At 66.1% G+C, this 19174-nt stretch carries 17 protein-coding genes; 10 read left to right on the top strand and 7 right to left on the bottom strand.

Annotation, left to right across the window (positions count from 1 at the left end):
• Positions 1-157: 157 nt before the first annotated feature.
• Positions 158-721 carry a flagellar transcriptional regulator FlhC gene (gene flhC / locus AC3AP7_RS16980; protein WP_475767126.1) on the bottom strand — a complete coding sequence of 188 codons (564 nt, stop codon included), beginning with the start codon at positions 719-721 and terminating at the stop codon, positions 158-160.
• A 66-nt stretch (positions 722-787) separates the two neighbouring features.
• Positions 788-1108, bottom strand: coding sequence for a flagellar transcriptional regulator FlhD (gene flhD, locus AC3AP7_RS16975; RefSeq protein WP_475767128.1), 321 nt, complete (start codon positions 1106-1108; stop codon positions 788-790).
• A 605-nt stretch (positions 1109-1713) separates the two neighbouring features.
• Between flhD and AC3AP7_RS16970 the strand changes: the two genes are divergently transcribed.
• Positions 1714-2778, top strand: coding sequence for a glycosyltransferase family 4 protein (locus tag AC3AP7_RS16970; RefSeq protein ID WP_475767130.1), 1065 nt, complete (start codon positions 1714-1716; stop codon positions 2776-2778).
• A 260-nt stretch (positions 2779-3038) separates the two neighbouring features.
• Here AC3AP7_RS16970 and AC3AP7_RS16965 read toward each other — a convergent pair whose 3' ends face one another.
• Complete coding sequence (locus AC3AP7_RS16965) at positions 3039-3341, bottom strand: H-NS histone family protein (RefSeq protein WP_475767132.1); 303 nt, start codon at positions 3339-3341, stop codon at positions 3039-3041.
• 464 nt (positions 3342-3805) lie between these two features.
• On the opposite strand from AC3AP7_RS16965, the gene AC3AP7_RS16960 reads away from it, so the two are divergent.
• Positions 3806-4471 carry a histidine phosphatase family protein gene (locus AC3AP7_RS16960; protein ID WP_475767135.1) on the top strand — a complete coding sequence of 222 codons (666 nt, stop codon included), beginning with the start codon at positions 3806-3808 and terminating at the stop codon, positions 4469-4471.
• Between the two features lie 16 nt (positions 4472-4487).
• Here AC3AP7_RS16960 and AC3AP7_RS16955 read toward each other — a convergent pair whose 3' ends face one another.
• Together AC3AP7_RS16955 and AC3AP7_RS16950 are read right to left on the bottom strand one after the other, a co-directional pair.
• On the bottom strand, positions 4488-5309 hold the full coding sequence (locus AC3AP7_RS16955) for a Cof-type HAD-IIB family hydrolase (RefSeq protein ID WP_475767137.1): 822 nt from the start codon (positions 5307-5309) through the stop codon (positions 4488-4490).
• A 143-nt stretch (positions 5310-5452) separates the two neighbouring features.
• Positions 5453-6334 (bottom strand): glucosamine kinase nucleotide-binding domain-containing protein, encoded by an 882-nt coding sequence (locus AC3AP7_RS16950; RefSeq protein WP_475767139.1) that lies wholly within the window; start codon positions 6332-6334, stop codon positions 5453-5455.
• Positions 6335-6499: 165 nt separating this feature from the next.
• Between AC3AP7_RS16950 and AC3AP7_RS16945 the strand changes: the two genes are divergently transcribed.
• A complete protein-coding gene (locus tag AC3AP7_RS16945; protein WP_475767143.1) occupies positions 6500-7096 on the top strand; it encodes a DNA-3-methyladenine glycosylase I in 597 nt (198 codons plus the stop codon).
• A 152-nt stretch (positions 7097-7248) separates the two neighbouring features.
• Here AC3AP7_RS16945 and rpsU read toward each other — a convergent pair whose 3' ends face one another.
• Together rpsU and AC3AP7_RS16935 are read right to left on the bottom strand one after the other, a co-directional pair.
• Complete coding sequence (gene rpsU / locus AC3AP7_RS16940; RefSeq protein ID WP_475767146.1) at positions 7249-7461, bottom strand: 30S ribosomal protein S21; 213 nt, start codon at positions 7459-7461, stop codon at positions 7249-7251.
• A gap of 313 nt (positions 7462-7774) precedes the next feature.
• Positions 7775-8728 (bottom strand): aldo/keto reductase, encoded by a 954-nt coding sequence (locus tag AC3AP7_RS16935; RefSeq protein ID WP_475767147.1) that lies wholly within the window; start codon positions 8726-8728, stop codon positions 7775-7777.
• A 239-nt stretch (positions 8729-8967) separates the two neighbouring features.
• Here AC3AP7_RS16935 and AC3AP7_RS16930 point away from each other — a divergent pair, with 239 nt between their 5' ends.
• The 7 genes from AC3AP7_RS16930 to AC3AP7_RS16900 all read left to right on the top strand — a co-directional run bounded on the left by AC3AP7_RS16930 (position 8968) and on the right by AC3AP7_RS16900 (position 19110).
• The gene (locus tag AC3AP7_RS16930; RefSeq protein WP_475767149.1) at positions 8968-10428 is read left to right on the top strand and encodes a flagellin N-terminal helical domain-containing protein; all 1461 of its coding nucleotides are present in this window, start codon (positions 8968-8970) and stop codon (positions 10426-10428) included.
• 158 nt (positions 10429-10586) lie between these two features.
• Entirely contained in the window at positions 10587-12155 is a 1569-nt protein-coding gene (fliD, locus tag AC3AP7_RS16925) for a flagellar filament capping protein FliD (RefSeq protein WP_475767151.1), read from the top strand.
• 14 nt (positions 12156-12169) lie between these two features.
• Positions 12170-12493, top strand: coding sequence for a flagellar protein FliT (gene fliT, locus AC3AP7_RS16920; protein ID WP_475767153.1), 324 nt, complete (start codon positions 12170-12172; stop codon positions 12491-12493).
• 290 nt (positions 12494-12783) lie between these two features.
• Positions 12784-15396 carry an O-linked N-acetylglucosamine transferase, SPINDLY family protein gene (locus tag AC3AP7_RS16915; protein ID WP_475767156.1) on the top strand — a complete coding sequence of 871 codons (2613 nt, stop codon included), beginning with the start codon at positions 12784-12786 and terminating at the stop codon, positions 15394-15396.
• Positions 15397-15474: 78 nt separating this feature from the next.
• On the top strand, positions 15475-16308 hold the full coding sequence (locus AC3AP7_RS16910; protein ID WP_475767158.1) for a hypothetical protein: 834 nt from the start codon (positions 15475-15477) through the stop codon (positions 16306-16308).
• Positions 16309-16635: 327 nt separating this feature from the next.
• Entirely contained in the window at positions 16636-18336 is a 1701-nt protein-coding gene (locus AC3AP7_RS16905; RefSeq protein WP_475767161.1) for a glycosyltransferase, read from the top strand.
• Between the two features lie 51 nt (positions 18337-18387).
• Positions 18388-19110 (top strand): class I SAM-dependent methyltransferase, encoded by a 723-nt coding sequence (locus tag AC3AP7_RS16900; protein WP_475767164.1) that lies wholly within the window; start codon positions 18388-18390, stop codon positions 19108-19110.
• Positions 19111-19174: the final 64 nt, after the last annotated feature.

Here is a 19174-nt window from a genome sequence, read left to right as displayed (position 1 = left end):
CTCACGAGGATGCGACGGAGACCGTCGTTAGTCTGGTTTACGGCAACGGCACAGAAAACTTTGGCGTAAAAGCGCGGCCGGGCGCCGGTGTAAACCACAGGTTCCGGTCCACGTGACGGGGCCCGCGCGGCAGGCGCGGCGGGCCTGCGGGGCGGGGTCAGGCCGGCAGCGGATCCGGCTGGCGGGCGCGCTCGCGCGCTTCGGCGACCTTGCGCGTCTTGCCCGCGCGCGAGGGCGGCTGGCACAGACCGCAGACGAAGCCGTGCTGCGGGTCGTGCGCGTGTGCGACAAAATGCCCGCCGCAGCGGCAGCAGCGGGTCAGCTGCAGCATGCCGGATTCGAAAAAGCGCACCAGGGTCCATGCGCGGGTGAGGCTCAGGACAGCCTCGTCGCCGTTCAGCTCCACGTGCTCCTGATAGAGCCGGTAAGCCTTGACGATCGACTGGATCGTCTCGATGCCGCCGTGTTCCGCCATGAAGCGGTAGATGTTGTAGAACAGCGACGAATGGAAGTTCGGCTGCCAGGTCATGAACCAGTCCGTCGAAAACGGCAGCATGCCCTTGGGGGGCGACACCCCTTTCAGTTCCTTGTACAGCTTGATCAGGCGATCGCGCGACAGGCTGGTTTCCGCCTCCAGCAACTGCAACCGCGCACCCAGTTCGATCAGTTCGATGGCCAGGGTGATTTCCCTGACTTCATGCACGACGCTCTTTTGTGCCATCCGCTCCGCTTCCCGCTCGCTTGTGTCGCCGGGCGACAGCCCGGTCCCGGCCGTGCGCCGCGGCGCTCAGCCGATCTGTTCGGCCGGCTGGCTCGCCATCACGATCGCCGAATGGGCCTGCGCGACGGCGCTCGCCTTGCCCTTGTCGGCCAGCGCGGAGAGCACGGCGTGATCGTCGAAACGGAAGCGGCACAGCACCTGGCTCGACGCGGCGAGCTTGACGGTCTGTGCCAGCGAGAGGTTGACGAGGACCTCGGCGAGCTGATCCGAAATCCCCATGCGAAACATCCCCATGGGCTTGTCTTCACGCAACAGGCGCTGAGCGAGCAGGAGATAGGATAGGTTCACTTCCCTGATCTCATTGAGCATGCCGGCGGTAGTGCTCATGGTTCCCCCGAGTCGATCTGGCTGGTCAGGCCTTAGCGGAAACGTTTGCCCGAACGCGCGCACTTCATCCGCGTCACGGGCCCGTTTATGGTTTCGCGAGCATTGTGTCGAATCGGAATTGGATCGGAAATCGGAAGACATCCCGCCGGCCGGACGGAATTGTCCATTATTTGTGTAGGAACTTTCCTACACGACATTGCGGAATATGAAAATCCGGGAGGAAAAAGCGAGGCGGACGCGCGGGGAACGGTGCAACGATTCGGGTATTTTTTCGCACCGCTCGGGTGCCGCGCGAATTATAGAGCGTTTCACGAAAACGCGACACAGGTGCCGCCCAGACGCGTCGGCGCCGCGCCTGGCGCACGCATGAACGACGCCGCCGCTATCATGTTTCCCGCTGTAACAACATTAAGCGTTTGCAAAATAGCTCGAATCGCCGCATTCGATCCCGATAATGAAGCAAGGGATTACCCGGCGCCGAGCCGGTTTGCTCGCGCCAGCGGCGGGTGCCGCACACGTCCGGGCACGAGGTGCCGCGAGGCGCCTGCCTTCGGACCGCCCGGGCCTGGCCGCGCCGGATCACCGCATGAACAAGGAGAGACCGTATGCGAATTGCACAGATCGCGCCTTTGTACGAAGCCGTGCCGCCGAAGTATTACGGCGGCACCGAGCGGGTCGTGTCCTACCTGACCGAGGCACTGGTCGATCTGGGGCATGACGTCACGCTGTTCGCGAGCGGCGACTCGGTGACCTCGGCGAAGCTCGAGGCCGCGTGGCCGCGCGCGCTCCGGCTCGACCCCACCGTGCGCGATGCGCTTGCGCCGCACGTGCTGCTGCTCGAACGCGTGCGCCGCGTCGCGCACGAATTCGACGTGCTGCACTTTCACCTCGACTACCTGCCGTTTCCGCTGTTCTCGACGCTCGATACGCCGTTCGTGACCACGCTGCACGGCCGTCTCGACCTGCCTGAACTGCAGCCGGTGTTCGACGCGTTCGGCGACGCGCCCGTGATCTCCATTTCGGATTCGCAGCGTCGTCCGCTGTCGCAGGCCAACTGGCTCAGCACGATCTATCACGGCCTGCCTGAGGCGCTCCTCACGCCGCAAACGGCGCGCGAGCCGGAGTACCTCGCGTTCCTCGGGCGCATCTGCCCGGAAAAGCGCGTCGACACCGCGATCCGGATCGCGGCCCAGACCGGGCTGCCGCTGAAGATCGCCGCGAAGGTCGACAAGGTCGATCAGGACTATTTCAAGCGCGATATCGAGCCGCTGCTGTCGCAGGCGCACGTCGAATTCGTCGGCGAGATCAGCGAGGCGCAGAAGCCCGCGTTCCTGTCCGGCGCCAAGGCGCTGCTGTTCCCGATCGACTGGTCGGAGCCGTTCGGGCTGGTCATGATCGAATCGATGGCGTGCGGGACGCCCGTGATCGCATTCAACCGCGGCTCGGTGCCCGAGGTTATCGATCACGGCGTAACGGGGTTCATCGTCGAAGACGTGCAAGGCGCGGTGGCCGCGCTGCAGCAGCTCGACGAACTGTCGCGCAGCGAGATCCGTGCGCAGTTCGAGCGCCGCTTCACGTCGCGGACGATGGCGCAGAATTATCTGGACGCCTACCAGACGCTGATCGAAGCGAATAACCGCCCGCTGCTGCGCCAGGTCGCGGCGGGCTGACACGGCGCAAACGCCGCGACGCCCGAATGCCGACGGTTTGAATCGTTTGTGCAAGCCACGCACGCATCGCAGCCTGCGGTATCCGCAAAAAAAGCCACCGTCACCGGTGGCTTTTTATATCGGCCGTTGCCGAATCAGACTTCTATTACCGCGCTATCGGGAGTGCATACAGGGAACGCGCACGCGACGCCGTACATTCCGCTCGCGCGGCGATGCCCGCCGTCCCGGATAGTCGCGGATACGCTGCGGACACGTTGCGACTAGGCGCCTTCGATCAGAAAGCGTTCGCGATTCTTGCCGACAATCCATTTGGGCGGCTTACCGCGCCCACTCCACGTGCTACCCGACTTCGGATCGCGAAACCTGGCCGGAAGCGGAGCCTTTTTGGGCGGCCGGCCGCGCCGCGCGGGCTCCGCGAAACCCAGATCCTGCGCGGTGAGACCATAGGCCACCACCTTTTCGCGAATCTCCTGAATCACCTGAGCGACTTCGGTACGCCGTGCTTCATCCGCCTGTGCCTGCAGTTTGGCGATCTGTGCCTTCAGTTCTGCATACTGCGACATATAGTTCTCCCTTTTGTGCAACCGTATTATTCGGGAGACTAGCCGCATTGAACAAAATTCGCAATGGCCATTAATACTCACCGATTCCGGTATCGTCTGAGAATTGATTAATGCCGGTTGAATTGTTAAATCGATAGCGCGATGAATGGCGTAAATATTGCGGCCTCAAACGCGCTTATGGATGGCACCCGCATCGAATAGTGGCGCATTTTTCCGCTTCCTGGTTGCGGGGGCAATGGAATGAAAGCATTCGCGGGCCGTGCGTGTGTCCCGTGCCGCGCGCTTCGCCGCCGCCGATATGCGGTCGCCGGGGTTAATCATCAGCATGCCGAACGATCGCGAACCACGATCCGGCAGCGTGCACCCGATTGGATGCGCGCGCAACGACCGGGCGCGTTCGCGCTCAGGCGGGCGCGTCGCTGCTAGAATCGACCGGCCTGCTCCGGCTCGAATCGAGGCCCAAGATGAACCGCTTACGTGCCACCCTTTTTGGCTCCGCGCTGTGGATCGGCGCCTGTTGCGCCGGCTTCAGCACCGTCGCGCAAGCCGCCGGCGACCCGGTCGAGACGCTGATCTTCGTGCGTCACGGCGAAAAACCTGCTCAGGGATTTGGCCAGCTCAGTTGCAAGGGGCTCAACCGCGCGCTCGCGCTGCCGGCGGTCATTGCGGCCAGGTTCGGCAGGCCCGACGCGATCTTCGCCCCCGATCCCGGCCAGCAAAAGCGCGACGCCGGCCATCTGTATTACTACGTGCGCCCGCTGGCGACGATCGAGCCGACCGCGATCCAGTTCCAGTTGCCCGTGCAGACGCCGTTTGGCTACGCGCAGATCGACCAGCTCGGGGACGCGCTCACGCGCCCGGACTACCGGGGCAAGCAGGTCGTGATCGCGTGGGAGCACAGGCTGATCGAGAAGCTCGTCCGGCAACTCGTCGGACGCTACGGCGGCGACGCCGCTGCCGTGCCGACATGGCACGGCGACGACTTCGACAGCATCTACGTAATCCGGCTCGACTGGCGCGGCGGCACGCCGCACGCGCAGTTCTCGCACGAGTATGAAGGTCTTGATGGGCGCTCCGCCGCTTGCCCCTGCGCCGCGCTGCCCGAGCCGGCCTCCGGCGCCGCGCAATAAGCGCGCGGACCGCGCGTCAGAGCACCCGTTCGCCGTCGAGCGCGAACAGCGTATGCAGATGCCGCGCGACGCCCGCTTCGAAGTTGTTGCCGATGCGCGGCACATGCGGCAGACGCGTGATCAGGTCCGGGTTCGCGTTGTTCATCATGAACGGATGGCCGGCTGTTTCGAGCAGATCGATGTCGTTCATGTTGTCGCCGAACGCGACGCAGCGCGACGGCGCGATGCCGATGCGCGCCAGCACGAACTTCAGCGCGCGCCCTTTCGATACGTTGGCCGTCATCACTTCGAGGCAGTCCGGCAGCGAGTACGTGACGTAGAGCGCGTCGCCGAACTGGCGCTGCAGCCGCTCGGCCACCACGGCGAGATCGGCCGGCTCGCCGATGTACAGCGCCTTCGCGATGCCCACACCGTCGTGCCGCTGCAGGTCGCTCACCTCGTAGCGAAAGCCGGAGTCCTGGTACAGGCGCAGCAGTTCGGGAGCCTCCCGGTCGATCAGCCAGTCTTCGTCGGCGAACAGGTTGACGATCACGCGCCCGTGCGCGCCGGCGATCTCGGGACGCACCAGTTGGCGGACAGTTGCCGGCGGCAGGTTGTCGGCGAACATGCGCGTGTCGTCGGGTGCGTGGACGCGCGCGCCGTTCGACGTGATCAGGTAAGGACGAATGCCGAGCAAGTCGCGAATGCCGGCGACATCACGAAAATGCCGCCCCGTCGCGATGATGAAATGCAGCCCTTGCGCGGCAAGCCGCCGGACGGTCGCGACGGTGAACGGGTCGAGCTGGTGGTCGCCGTCGAGCAGCGTGCCGTCGAGGTCGGTGGCAATGACTTGGTACATGGCGGATGGCGCGGGCAACGTCAAAACCCGCATTTTATCGTCATACCGCAAACGGGCTGCGCCGCGCCCGGCCGGAGCGACGCACACGTCGCACCCCGCGTGCCGGCACACCTGCGCGGACCGGGTAACGACGCGCCGGGCGGCTAGACGCCGACGCCCGCTGCCTCGCGCTGCGCCAGTTGCAATGCGCCGTGCGCGGAGTCGGCAAGCGGCGCACGCAGCGATGCCTGAAAGCGTGCCGGCACGTACACGCGAAGCCGCGCGCCCAGTCCGCCGCACAGTGCGACGGGCAGCGTGCCGCGCGGGTCGAGCGCCTCGATCATCTTGCCGATTTCGACGCCCGCGTCATTCAGCAGATGCGCCGCAAACGGATGACCGGCGTGCTCCAGCACGAGCGGCGCGAGACTCGCGTACGCGGTCTGATTGGCCGCGCACAGCCAGACGACGAGACTGTCGCGATCGTACGCGCTCACGCGGTCGAGCAGCGCCTGCGCCAGCGCATCGTGCGGCGCGCGCCCGTCGAGCGCCTGTTGCGCATGCACGATCACCCGCAGGCCCAGCCACGCACCGCTCGCCTCGTCGCCGGACGGAAAGCCGAAGCCGCTGGCGAGCCGGCTCGCGCCGCCGGGTTCGAGCACGGCAGCGACGCTGCCCGTGCCGAGCGCAACGATCACCCCGGGCTCGCCGCCATGCGCGCCGAGCAGCGTGGTGTACGCGTCGCTGTCGACAGCGAGGCCGGCGAGCGCGGGCGCGCACGCGCGAAAGGCCGCCAGCCAGTCGGGGTTGTTCGCCCCCGCGAGCCCGCAGCCCAGCACGCAGCGCGACCCGTCGAATGCGATACCCGCCTGCCGGAACGCGTCGGCACAGCCCGCGCCGATCGCCTCCCACGCGCGCTCGACGCCGAGCCCGAGGCCGGACGGCCCGCTTGATGCCTGGGCCAGTTCGCGGCCCGCGGCATCGGCCAGCACGACACGCGTGCCGGTGCCGCCACCGTCGACACCGAGCAGGAAAAGATCAGATTTCATGGCAGAAAGGCTGGGGCGCGTTCGTTGATCGGGCCCATAGAGTCGCAGGTCCGCGCCGATCCGGCAACTGGCCGAACGGCCGGATTGCAGTCGCCCGGCGTTCCGCTATGCTAGCGAAGCCCGTGTGACGGGCCTTCGATCCTCTCACCGTGCAGGAGCCGGACCGTGATCAAACGCTGTTCCTGGGTAACGAGCGAGGCGCTCGCCCACTACCACGACACCGAGTGGGGCGTGCCGTCGCGCGACGACCAGCACCTGTTCGAGATGCTGGTGCTCGAAGGCTCGCAGGCGGGTCTGTCGTGGTCGACCATCCTGAACAAACGGGACGGCTATCGGCGCGCGTTCGCCCAGTTCGAGATCGACGCGGTCGCCCGGTTCACGCCGCGCAAGGTCGACACGCTCGTGCAGGACGAATCGATCGTGCGCCATCGCGGCAAGATCGAGGCGGCCATCCACAATGCCCGCGCCGTCCAGCGCATTCAGGCCGAGCATGGCTCGCTGGCGAACTTCGTGTGGTCGTTCGTCGATCACACGCCCATCCAGAATGCGTGGAATTCCTACAAACACGCGCCCGCATCGACCGACATTTCGGATGCGCTCAGCAAGGCGCTCAAGCGCTACGGCTGCAAGTTCGTCGGCTCGACGATCTGCTATGCATTCATGCAGGCGGTCGGCATGGTCAACGACCATCAGACCGACTGCGACTGCCGCGCCCGCTGCGCCGAACTCGGCAAGGCGGAGCGCCCTGGCCGCAGCCGCTGACAACCGGGCGTATCGCAGCCGGGGCGGCCGGGGACGCCCGGCGCAGCGCAATGCCAAAAGCAAAACGGCGATGCGGCTTCTTGCGAAGCACGCACCGCCGTCTGACGGTACTTCCGGGTCCTGCCCGAAGCGCCCGCGGGCGCTTCACACGCTTAGTGCAGCTTCTTCGGCAGTTGCTGGCTGCGCAGGCGCTTGTGCAGGCGCTTCACCGCAGCAGCCTTCTTGCGCTTGCGCGCAGCGGTCGGCTTTTCGTAAGACTGGCGCTCGCGCAGTTCGGCGATCAGGCCGTTCTTTTCGATGGCGCGGCGGAAGCGGCGAATCGCCACTTCAAACGGCTCGTTTTCCTTCAGAAGAATCGTCGTCATGTAATTCCTAACTCAATACGGGATATGGTCATTTGCGCGGCGGCGCACCACGCGCGCACCGGCCCTCCGGTCGCTTCGATTCATAGCCAGGGAAAACCCTGCTCGCCATGACTGAAACGAGAGGCAAAGCGGCCACGGAGGCCGGAAAAGAGAGTGGGAAGTTCACCGCTGAACGCGGGCAGACGCACATCGCAAACGCCGCGTCTGTTGCCGGCCCGGCGCGCGCGATACCCACACCGCGCACTGCACCGCACAAGCAAAGATCTCAATTCACTCTCAATGATATCAGCAAACCCATCAACCTACCATCTTTTTAGCCGTTGCGCCAGGCACTTGCGTCGTCCAGCAGGCGCAGGTCGGCGTCGCCGAGCGGCAGGTGGACCGCCGCCGCGAGACTCCGCAATTGCTCGACCGAGGTCGCGCTGGCGATCGGCGCCGTCACGCCCGGGCGGGCGATCAGCCACGCGAGCGCCACTGTCGCCGGCACGCAGCCGTGCTGATGGGCGACGCTGTCGAGCGCGTCGAGAATTCGCAGGCCTTTGGGGGTCAGATACCGTTCGACGCGGCTGCCGCGCGCGTACTTCGCGAGATCCGCCCGCGTGCGGTATTTGCCGGAGAGAAAGCCGCTCGCGAGCGCGTAGTAGACGACCGAGCCCAGTTGCGCGTCGCGCACCAGCGGTTCGAGATCGGTTTCATAGCGTTCGCGGTCGTACAGGTTGTATTCCGGCTGGATCAGCTGGTAGGCAGGCAAGCTGTGCTCGCGCGCCACGGCGAGCGCCTCGCCGATGCGCGCGGCGCTGTAATTCGATGCGCCGATCACCCGCACCTTGCCGGCCTCGATCAGCCGCTGATAGGCGCCGAGCGTCTCGGCAAGCGGCGTATCCGCGTCGTCCTCGTGCGAGAAGTAGACGTCCACGTAATCGGTCTGCAGGCGCCGCAGCGAGTCTTCCAGCGCCGCCTGGATGTTGCCCGCCGACAGCCCGCGGCGCTGCGGGTGCTTGGCGACCTTCGTCGCGAGCACGACCTGCTCGCGCTTGCCGCTGCGGCGCAGCCACTTGCCGATGATCGTCTCCGACTCGCCGCCGTGATTGCCCGGCACCCACGCCGAGTAGACATCGGCGGTGTCGATGAAGTCCAGCCCCGCGTCGACGAGCGCGTCGAGCAACGAAAACGAGGTCGCCTCGTCGGCGGTCCAGCCGAATACGTTGCCGCCGAACATCAGCGGCGCCACCGTCAACGAAGACTGTCCCACCCGGCGTTTTTGCATGACCGCTCCCACGTGCACAAGAAGAGTCATGAAGCATACGCCTCGCCCAGCGGCCGTGCAGGCAAGCGGGCGGGCGCCGCTCGCGGTGCCCATCCCGCGGGCAGCGCCGCAATAAGTCCCTAAAGTTTTGTTGACTGCCGCCGAAAACCTGCTCAGAGGCGGCCAGCAATGAACGAGTGCTTCCGCCCAATTCAACGTGGCAGTGTCTTTATAGGCCAATCGCCTCTTGGGAGATTTACATGCTTAGCATCAATAGCAATATTCCGTCGCTGACCGCGCAGGAAAACCTGAACAGCTCGGGCGATGCACTTTCGCAAGCCATCACCCGCCTCTCGTCGGGCAAGCGCATCAACAGCGCGGCAGACGATGCAGCTGGTCTCGCCATTTCGACGACCCTTCAAACCGCCATCAACGGCCTGAACCAGGGCGTGTCGAACGCGAACGACGGCGTGTCGATGGTGCAAACCGCCAGCACGGGTCTGAGCCAGATCACGCAGAGCCTGCAGACGATCCGCTCGCTCGCGAACGAAGCCGCGGGTGGTTCGCTGTCGGCGAGCAACCAGGCCGCGCTGCAACAGGAAGTCGCGCAGCAGGTCGCTGAAGTGAACCGTCTCGCGTCGCAAACGACGTACAACGGCATCAACCTGCTGAACGGCACCGCCGGTTCGGTCTCGGTCCAGGTCGGCGCGAACGTCGGCCAGACGATCACGATCAACCTGAGCCAGGGCGTGTCGGCGGCCTCCCTCGGCAGCGGCCCGGCCCAGGCAGGCAACACGCTCGGCACGATTACCGGTCTCGACCTGACGTCGAGCGGCGCGGCCAACTCGTCGGGCGGCACGGGCGCGATCACCGAAATCAACGTGCTGGCGAACGGCACGGGCGGCTTCACGTTCACCGACCAGAACAACCAGGTCATTTCGAGCTCGGTTGCAGCCAACGTCCTGACGGTCACCGCGACGAGCAGCGGCATCGACGGCATCTCGGTCAACTCGGGCGGCGGTCTGACGCTCGCGAACCAGCTCGCGTCGATCAACTCGGCCGAAGGCAGCTTCGGCTCGGCCGCTTCGTCGGGCACGGTGCTGGGCGTGATCTCCGGTGTTAACCTCAACCCGGCCACGGGCCTGAACGCATCGTCGGGCACCGCGAACACGATTACGTCGGTCACCGTCGAATCGAACGGCAGCGGCGGCTTCCAGTTCGTCGACCAGAACGGCAACCAGCTCTCCAGCAGCGCGGCGAACGGCCTGTTCGGCGCGTCGGCGGGCACCAGCACGCTGTCGTTCGGCACGACCCCGACCAGCACGATCGGCGCATCGGGCGTCAGCACGGCGAGCGCGGCGTCGGGCGCCACCACGCTGAACCTGATCAACTACAACAACCAGCCGTCGTCGGTTGCCAACATTGACGTCAGCACGACCGCCGGTGCGAACCTCGCGATGGAAACGGTCGACAACGCACTCGCGACGATCAACAACATCCAGGCGACGCTCGGTGCCGCGCAAAACCGCCTGACCGGTATCGCGACGTCGCAGCAGGCCGAGTCCACCGACCTGTCGAGCGCACAATCGCAGATCACCGACGCGGACTTCGCGCAGGAAACGGCGAACCTCAGCAAGGCGCAAGTGCTGCAGCAAGCCGGTATCTCGGTGCTGGCGCAAGCCAACTCGCAGCCGCAGCAAGTGCTGAAGCTGCTCCAGTAAGCGAGTTCACGCAGTAAAACGCGGGTGGGTTGCAACGTCACAATTGCAGCCCACCCGCGCAGGCGTTTCACCGGGAGGCTCGTCCTCCCGCAATCACGTCCGGACCGGGGACTTCGCGTACACCCCGTCCCGTAGTCGCCAGCAGGCAGGAGCCATTCATGTCGTCGATATCCGGTACGTCCACTTCGAGCAGTACGGCCTCGTCGAGCGCCACCTCGGTTGCGGCCGTCCAGGCCGCTGCCCAGTCCGCGCTGCAGGAAGCGGCCCAGTCCATCATCGCCGGCTCGACAGGCAACAGCTCGCTGGACGTGTCGAGCCTCGTGTCCGCGCTCGTCAGCGCGAAGACCGCGGGGCAGACCGCCGCGCTCACTGCCGAGGCGACCAACGACAACACCCAGATTTCCGCGATCGGCCAGCTCTCCGCGGCGCTTTCCGCGTTGCAGGTCGGTCTCGCGCCGCTCTACGGCGGCTCGCTGCTGACGTCGTTCACCGCGACCGCGAGCGGCAGCGGCATTACCGCGACCGCCGGCTCCGGCGCGGTCGCGGGCACCTATTCGGTCGACGTCTCGCAGATCGCGTCCGCGCAGAGCATCACGTCTTCCGCCTTCACGACCACCGAGGCCGCGGGTCTCGGCACCGGCACGCTCACGCTCTCGGTCGGCGGCAAGTCGATGAGCCTCGACGTCACCGATTCGAACGACAGCCTGACCTCGATCGCCTCCGCGATCAATACGTCGAACAGCAACCCCGGCATCTCGGCGACCATCGTCAACGGCAGCGACGGCCAGCACCTGGTGCTCAGCTCGACGGCGACGGGCGCCGCCAACACGATCAACGTGAGCGTCTCGAACTCGACTGCGGGCAGCGCGCTCGACAGCCTCGCGGTGACGACCACGGCCGCGGACGACAGCACGTCGGGCAGCACCTCCACGCTCAACGCGGGCAGCAGCTGGACGCAAAGCTCGGCCGCGCTCGATGCGCTCTTCACGATCAACGGAACGGCCGCGACGAGCGCCACCAATACGGTGACGAGCGCACTGAACGGCGTGACGCTGAATCTCACGTCGGCCGCGGTGGACAGCACCGGCAAGTCGCCGCAGACGCTGACGGTGGCCTCGGACACGACGCAGCAGGCCACCGACATCGAAAACTTCGTGAGCGACTACAACACGGTCGTGAGCACGATCAGCACGCTGACGTCGTTCAATTCGAGCGCCTCCGCCGGCTCGCAGGGCGGCCCGCTGCTCGGCGATTCGATGATCAACATCATCCAGCAGGAACTCGGCGGCATCGTGAGCGGCAGCGTCACGTCCTCGGGCGTCACCGCGTCGCTGTCGTCGATCGGCGTTTCGCTGAATTCGAACGGCACGCTGTCGGTCGACTCGACGACGCTCAACACCGCGCTGCAGAACAGCCCGAGCACGGTTTCGTCGCTGTTCAACCTGACCAACGGCATCGGCCAGCAACTGAATTCGAGCATCACGACGTTCACGCAGGCGGACGGCATCATCGACCAGCGCACCTCGGCGCTCTCGACCGACCTGCAGAACGTGACCACGCAGTCCAATGCGCTCACCGCGTATACGCAGCAACTGACGACGCAGTACAACAACGAGTTCACCGCGCTGAACTCGCTGATGGCGAGCACCAACAACGACACGCAGTACCTGACCGCGCTGTTCGGCGGCACTAACAACTCGGGCACGCTCAACAAGAGCTCGTCCTGATCGGGAGACCCGCGATGAACGCAGCGCAGACGAAGGCGGAGCAGGCGCAGCTGGTCGAGCGCGTGCTCGCCCTCACGCAGGCGATCAGCGACGCCGGCCAGCTCGCCGACTGGCAGCGCGCCGCGCGTCTGGCCGAGGAGCGCTCGCCGCTCGTGCACGCGATCACCGCCGACCAGGACGCCGCGTCGCTCGCGCTGATCCGCCGCATCCAGGCCATGAACGGCACGATCGTGAGCGAAGCCCGCCAGTTCGAGGAAGGCCTGACGAACGAATACAACGAGGCGATGAGCCGCGCGCGCGCGGCCCAGCAGTACACGCGCGTCGCGCTGTACCGCTAGCGGCAGCGCGCGCGCCGCCGCACCGGATAACAACCAACACGCCGCATCGAGGGCGTGCTCGTTCAGCTCGAACCCGCCTCAGGCGGGTTTTTTTTGCCCGCGCGCCGGCCGGGTCCGCATCGCCGTCCCCCACCCCTTGGCCCCGAAATACGGGCAATTCCGCCCGTTACTCCGCCAATCGCCCATGACGGGCGCCGCTAGACTAGTCGCAGAACAGTGCGTCCAGATCCAGCCTGCGCACGGCTTATGACGCCCGGCCTCGCGCCCGGTCCGGGCAACCAGGGACACCTATGACCATCGAAGCGGATGTGCAGTCGCCTGCATCCGAGCCTGCCGCCCTGTCGCCGGGCGAGCTCGACACGCTCGCGGGCGAATTCGCGCTCACCCTCGAAACGCTGACGGCGCGCGGCCTGCACGACCAGGCGGAAGCGCTGGCGCGCCAGGCTGTGGGGATCTTCCCGCGCCACGCGCTCGGCTGGAAAACGCTCGCGTTCGCGCAGTTGCTGCGCGGCGAGCTTGCCGCCGCGCTCGCGCCGCTCGAACAGGCCGCGCTGCTGCTGCCGGACGACGCCGAGCTGCGGCGTCACCTCGACGCCGCGCGCGCAATGCGCGACGGGCTCGCGGCGGACAGCCGCGGCGAGCACGCGCTCGCCGGCTCGCTGTATCAGGCCGTGCTGGCGGTGTATCCGGACTATCCGGACGCCAATCACCGGCTCGGCGTGATCGCGATCCGGCTGTGCCAGCCGGAGGCGTCGCTGCCGTATCTGGAACGCGCGATCGGCGCGAATCCGAACCAGTTGCAGTACTGGGCGAACTATATCGACGGCCTGGTGCAGGCGGACCGCCTCAAAGCCGCGTGGCTCGCGCTCGACATGGCGCAGCAGCGCGGACTGGCCGGCCCCGCGATCGACAAGCTCATCGGCCTGATGACCCGGCTGTCGACCGAGACGACCCACAAGGTCGCGCGCTCCGCCTCGCCGGCTGGCCAACCGGCCGGCTCCGCGCAAGCCGTCGACCCGCCCGCCGCCCCCGCGCAGGCCGCTGCGCCCGTGGCCGCTGTGCCCGCTGTGCCCGCTGTGCCCGCGGCGGCGCCGCGCCCGCCGGCCGGCTCGCAAGCGGCGCCCACCCAGGAGCAGCTCGCGGTGCTCGGACGCGCGTACAACAGCGGCCGGGTGCACGACGCGCTCGCGAGCGCGCGCACATTCGCGCAGCGCTTCCCGGCACACAGCTTCGGCTGGAAGGTGCTGGCCGTCTCGCTGCACAAGCTCGGTCAATACGACGAGGCGCTCGAACACGCGCTCGCCGCGCTCGAACGCTTCGCGGACGACACCGACACACTGCAGGTCGCCACCGGCATCCTGACGTCGAAGGGGCGGCACGAACAGGCGGCCGGGCTCGGGCAGCGGCTGCTGCAGCTGCGGCCGGACTATGCCGAGGCGCATCGTCTGATGGGCATCATCCTGTCGTCGGTGGGCCGCTTCGACGAAGCCGAAACGTACTGCCGCAAGGCGCTCGAACTGGGCGAACCGTCGGGGATGACCTGCAACCCGCTCGGCGTCACGCTGATGAAGATGGGCCGGCTCGCGGAAGCCGCCGACGTGTTTCGCCAGTCGATCGCGGTCGACCCGGACAACGATCTCGGCTACAGCAATCTCGCGTTCTGTCTCACGCACAGCGAAAACGTCACGCCGCGCGAGCTGTTCGCCGAGCATCGGCGCTTTGCTGGGCAATTCGAAGCGCCGTTCCGGTCGCAATGGCCGACCCATCAAAACAGCCGCGACCCGGAACGCCGTCTGCGCGTCGGATTCATTTCCGGCGATTTCTGCCGGCATGCGGTGGCGAACTTCTTCGAGCCGGTGCTCGCGCATCTCGCGCAGGATAGTGCGCTCTCGCTGCACGCGTACTCGAATACCGCGATTCACGACGAGACCACCGATCGCCTGAAGGCGCTGTTCGCGCACTGGCATCACATCGTCGGCATGTCGCACGACGCGGTCGCGCAGCGGATCGTCGACGACCGCATCGACATCCTGATCGATCTGGCCGGCCACACCGCCGAAAACCGGCTGCGCACGATGGCGCGCAAACCGGCGCCGCTCCAGGCCTCGTGGATCGGCTACCCGGGCACGACCGGCCTCGACGCGGTGGACTATTTCTTCGCCGACCGCTACTGGGTGCCCGAATCGTTCCATGACCAGTTCACCGAGCAGATCGTCTATCTGCCGGCGGTCGCGCCGTTCGAGGCGGACAAGCTGTGTCCGCCGCTGAACATGCTGCCGGCGCTGCACAACGGCTACGTCACGTTCGGCAGCTTCAACCGGCTCGACAAGCTGCGCCGCGACGTGATCGCGCTGTGGGCGCGCGTGCTGCATGCGGTGCCCGATTCGCGCCTGCTGATCGGCGCGATGCCGCGCGACGGCGGAGTCGGCGAACTGGTCGACTGGTTCGCCGAGGAAGGCATCGCGCGCGAACGGCTCGCGTTCCGCGCGCGGTCGAGCGTGGCCGTCTATCTGCAGCAGCATCATCATGTGGACATCTGTCTCGACAGCTTTCCGTTCTCCGGACTCACCACCGTGCTGCATTCGCTGTGGATGGGCGTGCCGACCGTCACGCTGCCCGCGCATACGGTGCCCGGACGCAGCGGCCTGACGGCGATGGCGCACGTGGGCCTCGACGCGTTCATCGCGGCCGGCAAGGACGACTATGTCGCCCGCGCCGCCGCCGCGGCCGCCGACGTGCCCGCGCTCGCGGCGCTGCGCGCCGGCCTGCGCGAGCGCTGCCAGCAATCGCCGATGTTCCGCCCGCAAAGCATCGCCGAAGGCATGAGCGCCGCGTTGCGCGTGATGTGGCGCCGCTGGTGCGCGGGACAGCCGCCGCAGTCGTTCGACGTTGCCGGGCAGTGACCCGGCGCTGACCGGGCACAGACGAAACACAGACCACGCACTCACCACGCACTCACCAGGCGCAACCGGAATTCTCACGTGCAGAACTACACCTATCAGATCTTCTACTCCGACGAGAGCCGGCGTGCACTGGATCCCGGCTTCATCGCGCTCGACAATACCGGGCAGCGGCCCGACTGGTTCGAGTATGGCGCGATTCGCCGCTTCTTCGACAACCGCACGCTGGATCGCAACACCCGCTACGGTTTTCTGTCGCCGAAATTCGCGGTGAAGACGCGTCTGAGCTCCGCCCAGGTCAACGCGTTCCTCGCCGCGACGCCGGACGACGTCGACGTCGTGACGTTCTCGCCGTACTTCGATCAGGCCGCGTACTTCATGAACGTGTTCGAGCATGCGAGCGCCTGTCATCCGGGCATTGCGCCGGCGCTCGAAGGCACGCTGCGGCTGATCGCGCCGGGTATCGACATCAGCACGTTGCTGATGAGTTCCGCGCAAACCGTCTACTGCAATTTCCTGATCGCGAAGCCCGCGTTCTGGCAGGAATGGCTGAACCGCTGCGAAGTGATCTTCCGCGCGGCGGAGGCCGGCGACACGCCGCTCGCCCAGCATCTGAACGCGAGCGTCGCGTACCTCGGCGGCGGCGCGCCCGCCAAGATCTTTCTGATCGAACGCGTGGCATCGCTGATGCTGGCCACGCAGCCCGGCTGGAAAGTCAGAAACTACAACTCGATGGCGCTGCCGATCGCCAACGACCGCCTCGTGCCGTTCGGCGCCGAACTGGTCGCGATGGACGCGCTGAAGCTCGCCGCAAAGGGGACGGGCTTGCCGGAATATCTTGCGGCCTTTCTGAAGCTGCGGCAGGGCATAAGCGGGCTGATCCAGGAGGGCTCCGTCCCGCGGGCCAGCGCGTAAGCGCGGCGGCGTGGCAGCGTGGCAGCGCCGTGCACGGTCTCTGCGCGCACGGCCTTGTCGCCCTTCGCGCGAACGCGATTGGCCAATTTGGAACGGGTTGTGGCCGTTGTTTCCGGCTTGATGAACGCCCTGCTTCGGCGATACTCAGTGCGCGCATGCTGAAAATCGACCGCGCCCGGCAAGCGATTCTCGACGACGGTCAACAGGACAGCCGAACACGTCATGCACCGGGATGGCGGCATCCGCCTGGGTCAGCCGGCCAGAAGACCGCCGCATGGTCCCGGTCGAAGCGCGCTGCAGCGTCCGAACACTGGAGAATTCGTCTCAATGGCAACCGTCAGCATTCTTATTCCCGCCTATAAGCCTCAATACCTGGCCAAGGCCATCGGGAGTGCGCTGCACCAGACTTTCGAAGACGTCGAGATTCTTGTCGGCGACGACACGGCGGACGGATCGCTGGCGGACATCGTTCGCGCGATATCGGATCCCCGCGTTCAGTACTTCCACCACGGCTTCCAGAAGGGCGCGCTGAACTTTCAGGCGCTGTGGAAGCGGGCGCAGGGCCCCTATATCAAATGGCTCTTCGACGACGATCTGCTGATGCCGACCTCCGTTGAAACCCTTGTCGCAGCGCTGCGGGACAATCCCGACGCGGCGATGGCGTTTCACGAACGCGTACTGATCGACGAGAACGACAAGGTCATCTCCACGCCGAAGCGACTCCTCGACTCAGGGCATACGGCGCGTCTCGACCGGACGTTCCTCGTTCAGCATATGGTCCGGAACCTGCACAACTTCGTCGGTGAACTCACCAACGTCATGTTCCGCCGCGAGTTGTTCGATTTCGAGCAGCTCTTTCATTACCGCTCGCTCCGGTTGAATTTTCTCGGCGATGCCGCCACCTATCTCAACGCCACGGCGATCGGCCCGATCGTGGTGGTCGGCGGCTATCTCAGCGCGTTCCGGCAACATGGCGATCAAGGCTCCAGCCAGGCGGGGCCGCACTACAGCGCCGGACTCTACGAATGGGAACTGCTCGCGCGCGGGGAGGCCGCGGCCGGCCACCTTGACGCCGCGGCGCTCGAAGACGTCCGCTATCGTCTGATGCAGATGTATGCGCCGTGGAGCAGCGCATTGCCCGAGATCGCACGCTTTGCCGCGAGCCTCGACGAACTCGTCGCGCGCGATCCCCGCGAACTGTTCGACTCGCCCGGGTACCAGCACGATCTGGCCGAAGCGCGGCGCGCCGTGACGTCACGCATCGCGCTGCACCGCAGCGGCAGCGCACGCGCAACACGACAGTGCGCGGTCTGCGAGAAGCCCGTCGATCGATGGCTGCCCCATCCGCTCGCCGGCGACGCCAATCGCAACTTCATGCGTCAGATGGGTGCCGTGGGATCGACGCTGCAAAACTATCTCTGCCCGCATTGCCATTCGAACGATCGCGAGCGACATCTCTGGCTGTATCTGGGACGAACTGCCCTGCTCGCGGATCTGCCGAAACAGCGCGTGCTGCACATTGCGCCCGAACCCGGAATCGAACCGAAAATCCGCGCGCGCGCGCCGCTCGAATACGTCGCCGGCGACCTCATGCCTACGCGGCCCGATCACCGGCAGATCAACGTCGAACGCATGAATTTTCCGGACGGCCATTTCGACCTGATCATCTGCAATCACGTGCTGGAACATGTGAGCCGTCCGCAAGCCGCGCTCGCCGAGCTGAGCCGCTGCCTTGCGCCCGGCGGCCACCTCGTGGCCCAGACACCGTACTCGCCCATCCTGCGTCAGACGTTTGAACTCAACGTGGCGCCTTCGCAGCAGTTCGCCACGCTTTACTTCGGCCAGAACGACCATGTCCGGCTATTCGGCGCCGACATTCTTGAGCACTTTCGGGCAGCGGGCCTCGACGGCGACCTGTATCCGCACACGACCTTGCTGTCCGACATCGACCCCGATGTCTGGGGATGCAATGGAAGAGAACCCCTGTTTCTCTTTGGCAAGGGGAAAGCGCCGGCCCTCGCCAGTTAGCGTATTTTCGCCCTCGTTCAATCAGTGAGATGTCTTCCCCCCGACAAGCCCATGGAAAACGCGCCACCGTCTTATCCCGCCATCGTCGATTACGACGAGCATGCGAAGCATTGCGCCCGTGACGACTTCTGGGGGCAAATCAAGCGCACCGTCAACGGCAAACCGGTGCCGGAGTCGCACATCGACATGATCGTGGATGCGATCAGGCGAGGACTCGCGCCGCAGCCCGGCGACGTCCTGCTCGATCTCGCGTGCGGCAACGGGGCGCTCACGCAACGGTTGTCCGATGCCTGCGCGGCACTCGTCGGCGTGGACCGGGCCGCGTACCTGATCGAAATCGCCAACGAGTTCTTCGCCGCTCCGCCCGCGCGCACCTTCATCGTGAACGATGTCGTCGGCTATCTGGGCAGCGAACCGCGACCCGAGCAATTCACGAAAGTGCTGTGCTATGGCAGCTTCGCTGACTTCTCCGAGGTGGACGCACGAGCAAGCCTCGCTCTCCTGCACGCGCGCTTCACGCGCGTGCAATCCGTCTTCATCGGCAATCTGCCCGACCGCGACCGCGCGCACCTTTTCTACACGAAGCGTGCGCCGGTAGCGGGAGAACTCGACGATCACATGGCCCAGATCGGAATCTGGCGCACCCAGGCGGAATTCGCAGCCATGGCGGCGGAGGCCGGCTGGGACGCGACATTTTCCACCATGCCGCAAGGGTTCTTTTCCGCCCATTACCGTTACGACGCGCTGTTGCGCCGGCGCGATACCCGCGTTTGAACTCGCCTCGGCGCAAAGGATGTCGTCCCGCGCGCAAGCGCGCCGAATGCCGAGGACCGTCGAG

Source organism: Paraburkholderia sp. PAMB 6770, assembly GCF_057748135.1.
Note: the sequence above shows the minus strand (reverse complement) of the source record. Positions and strands in the feature narration are given on the sequence as shown.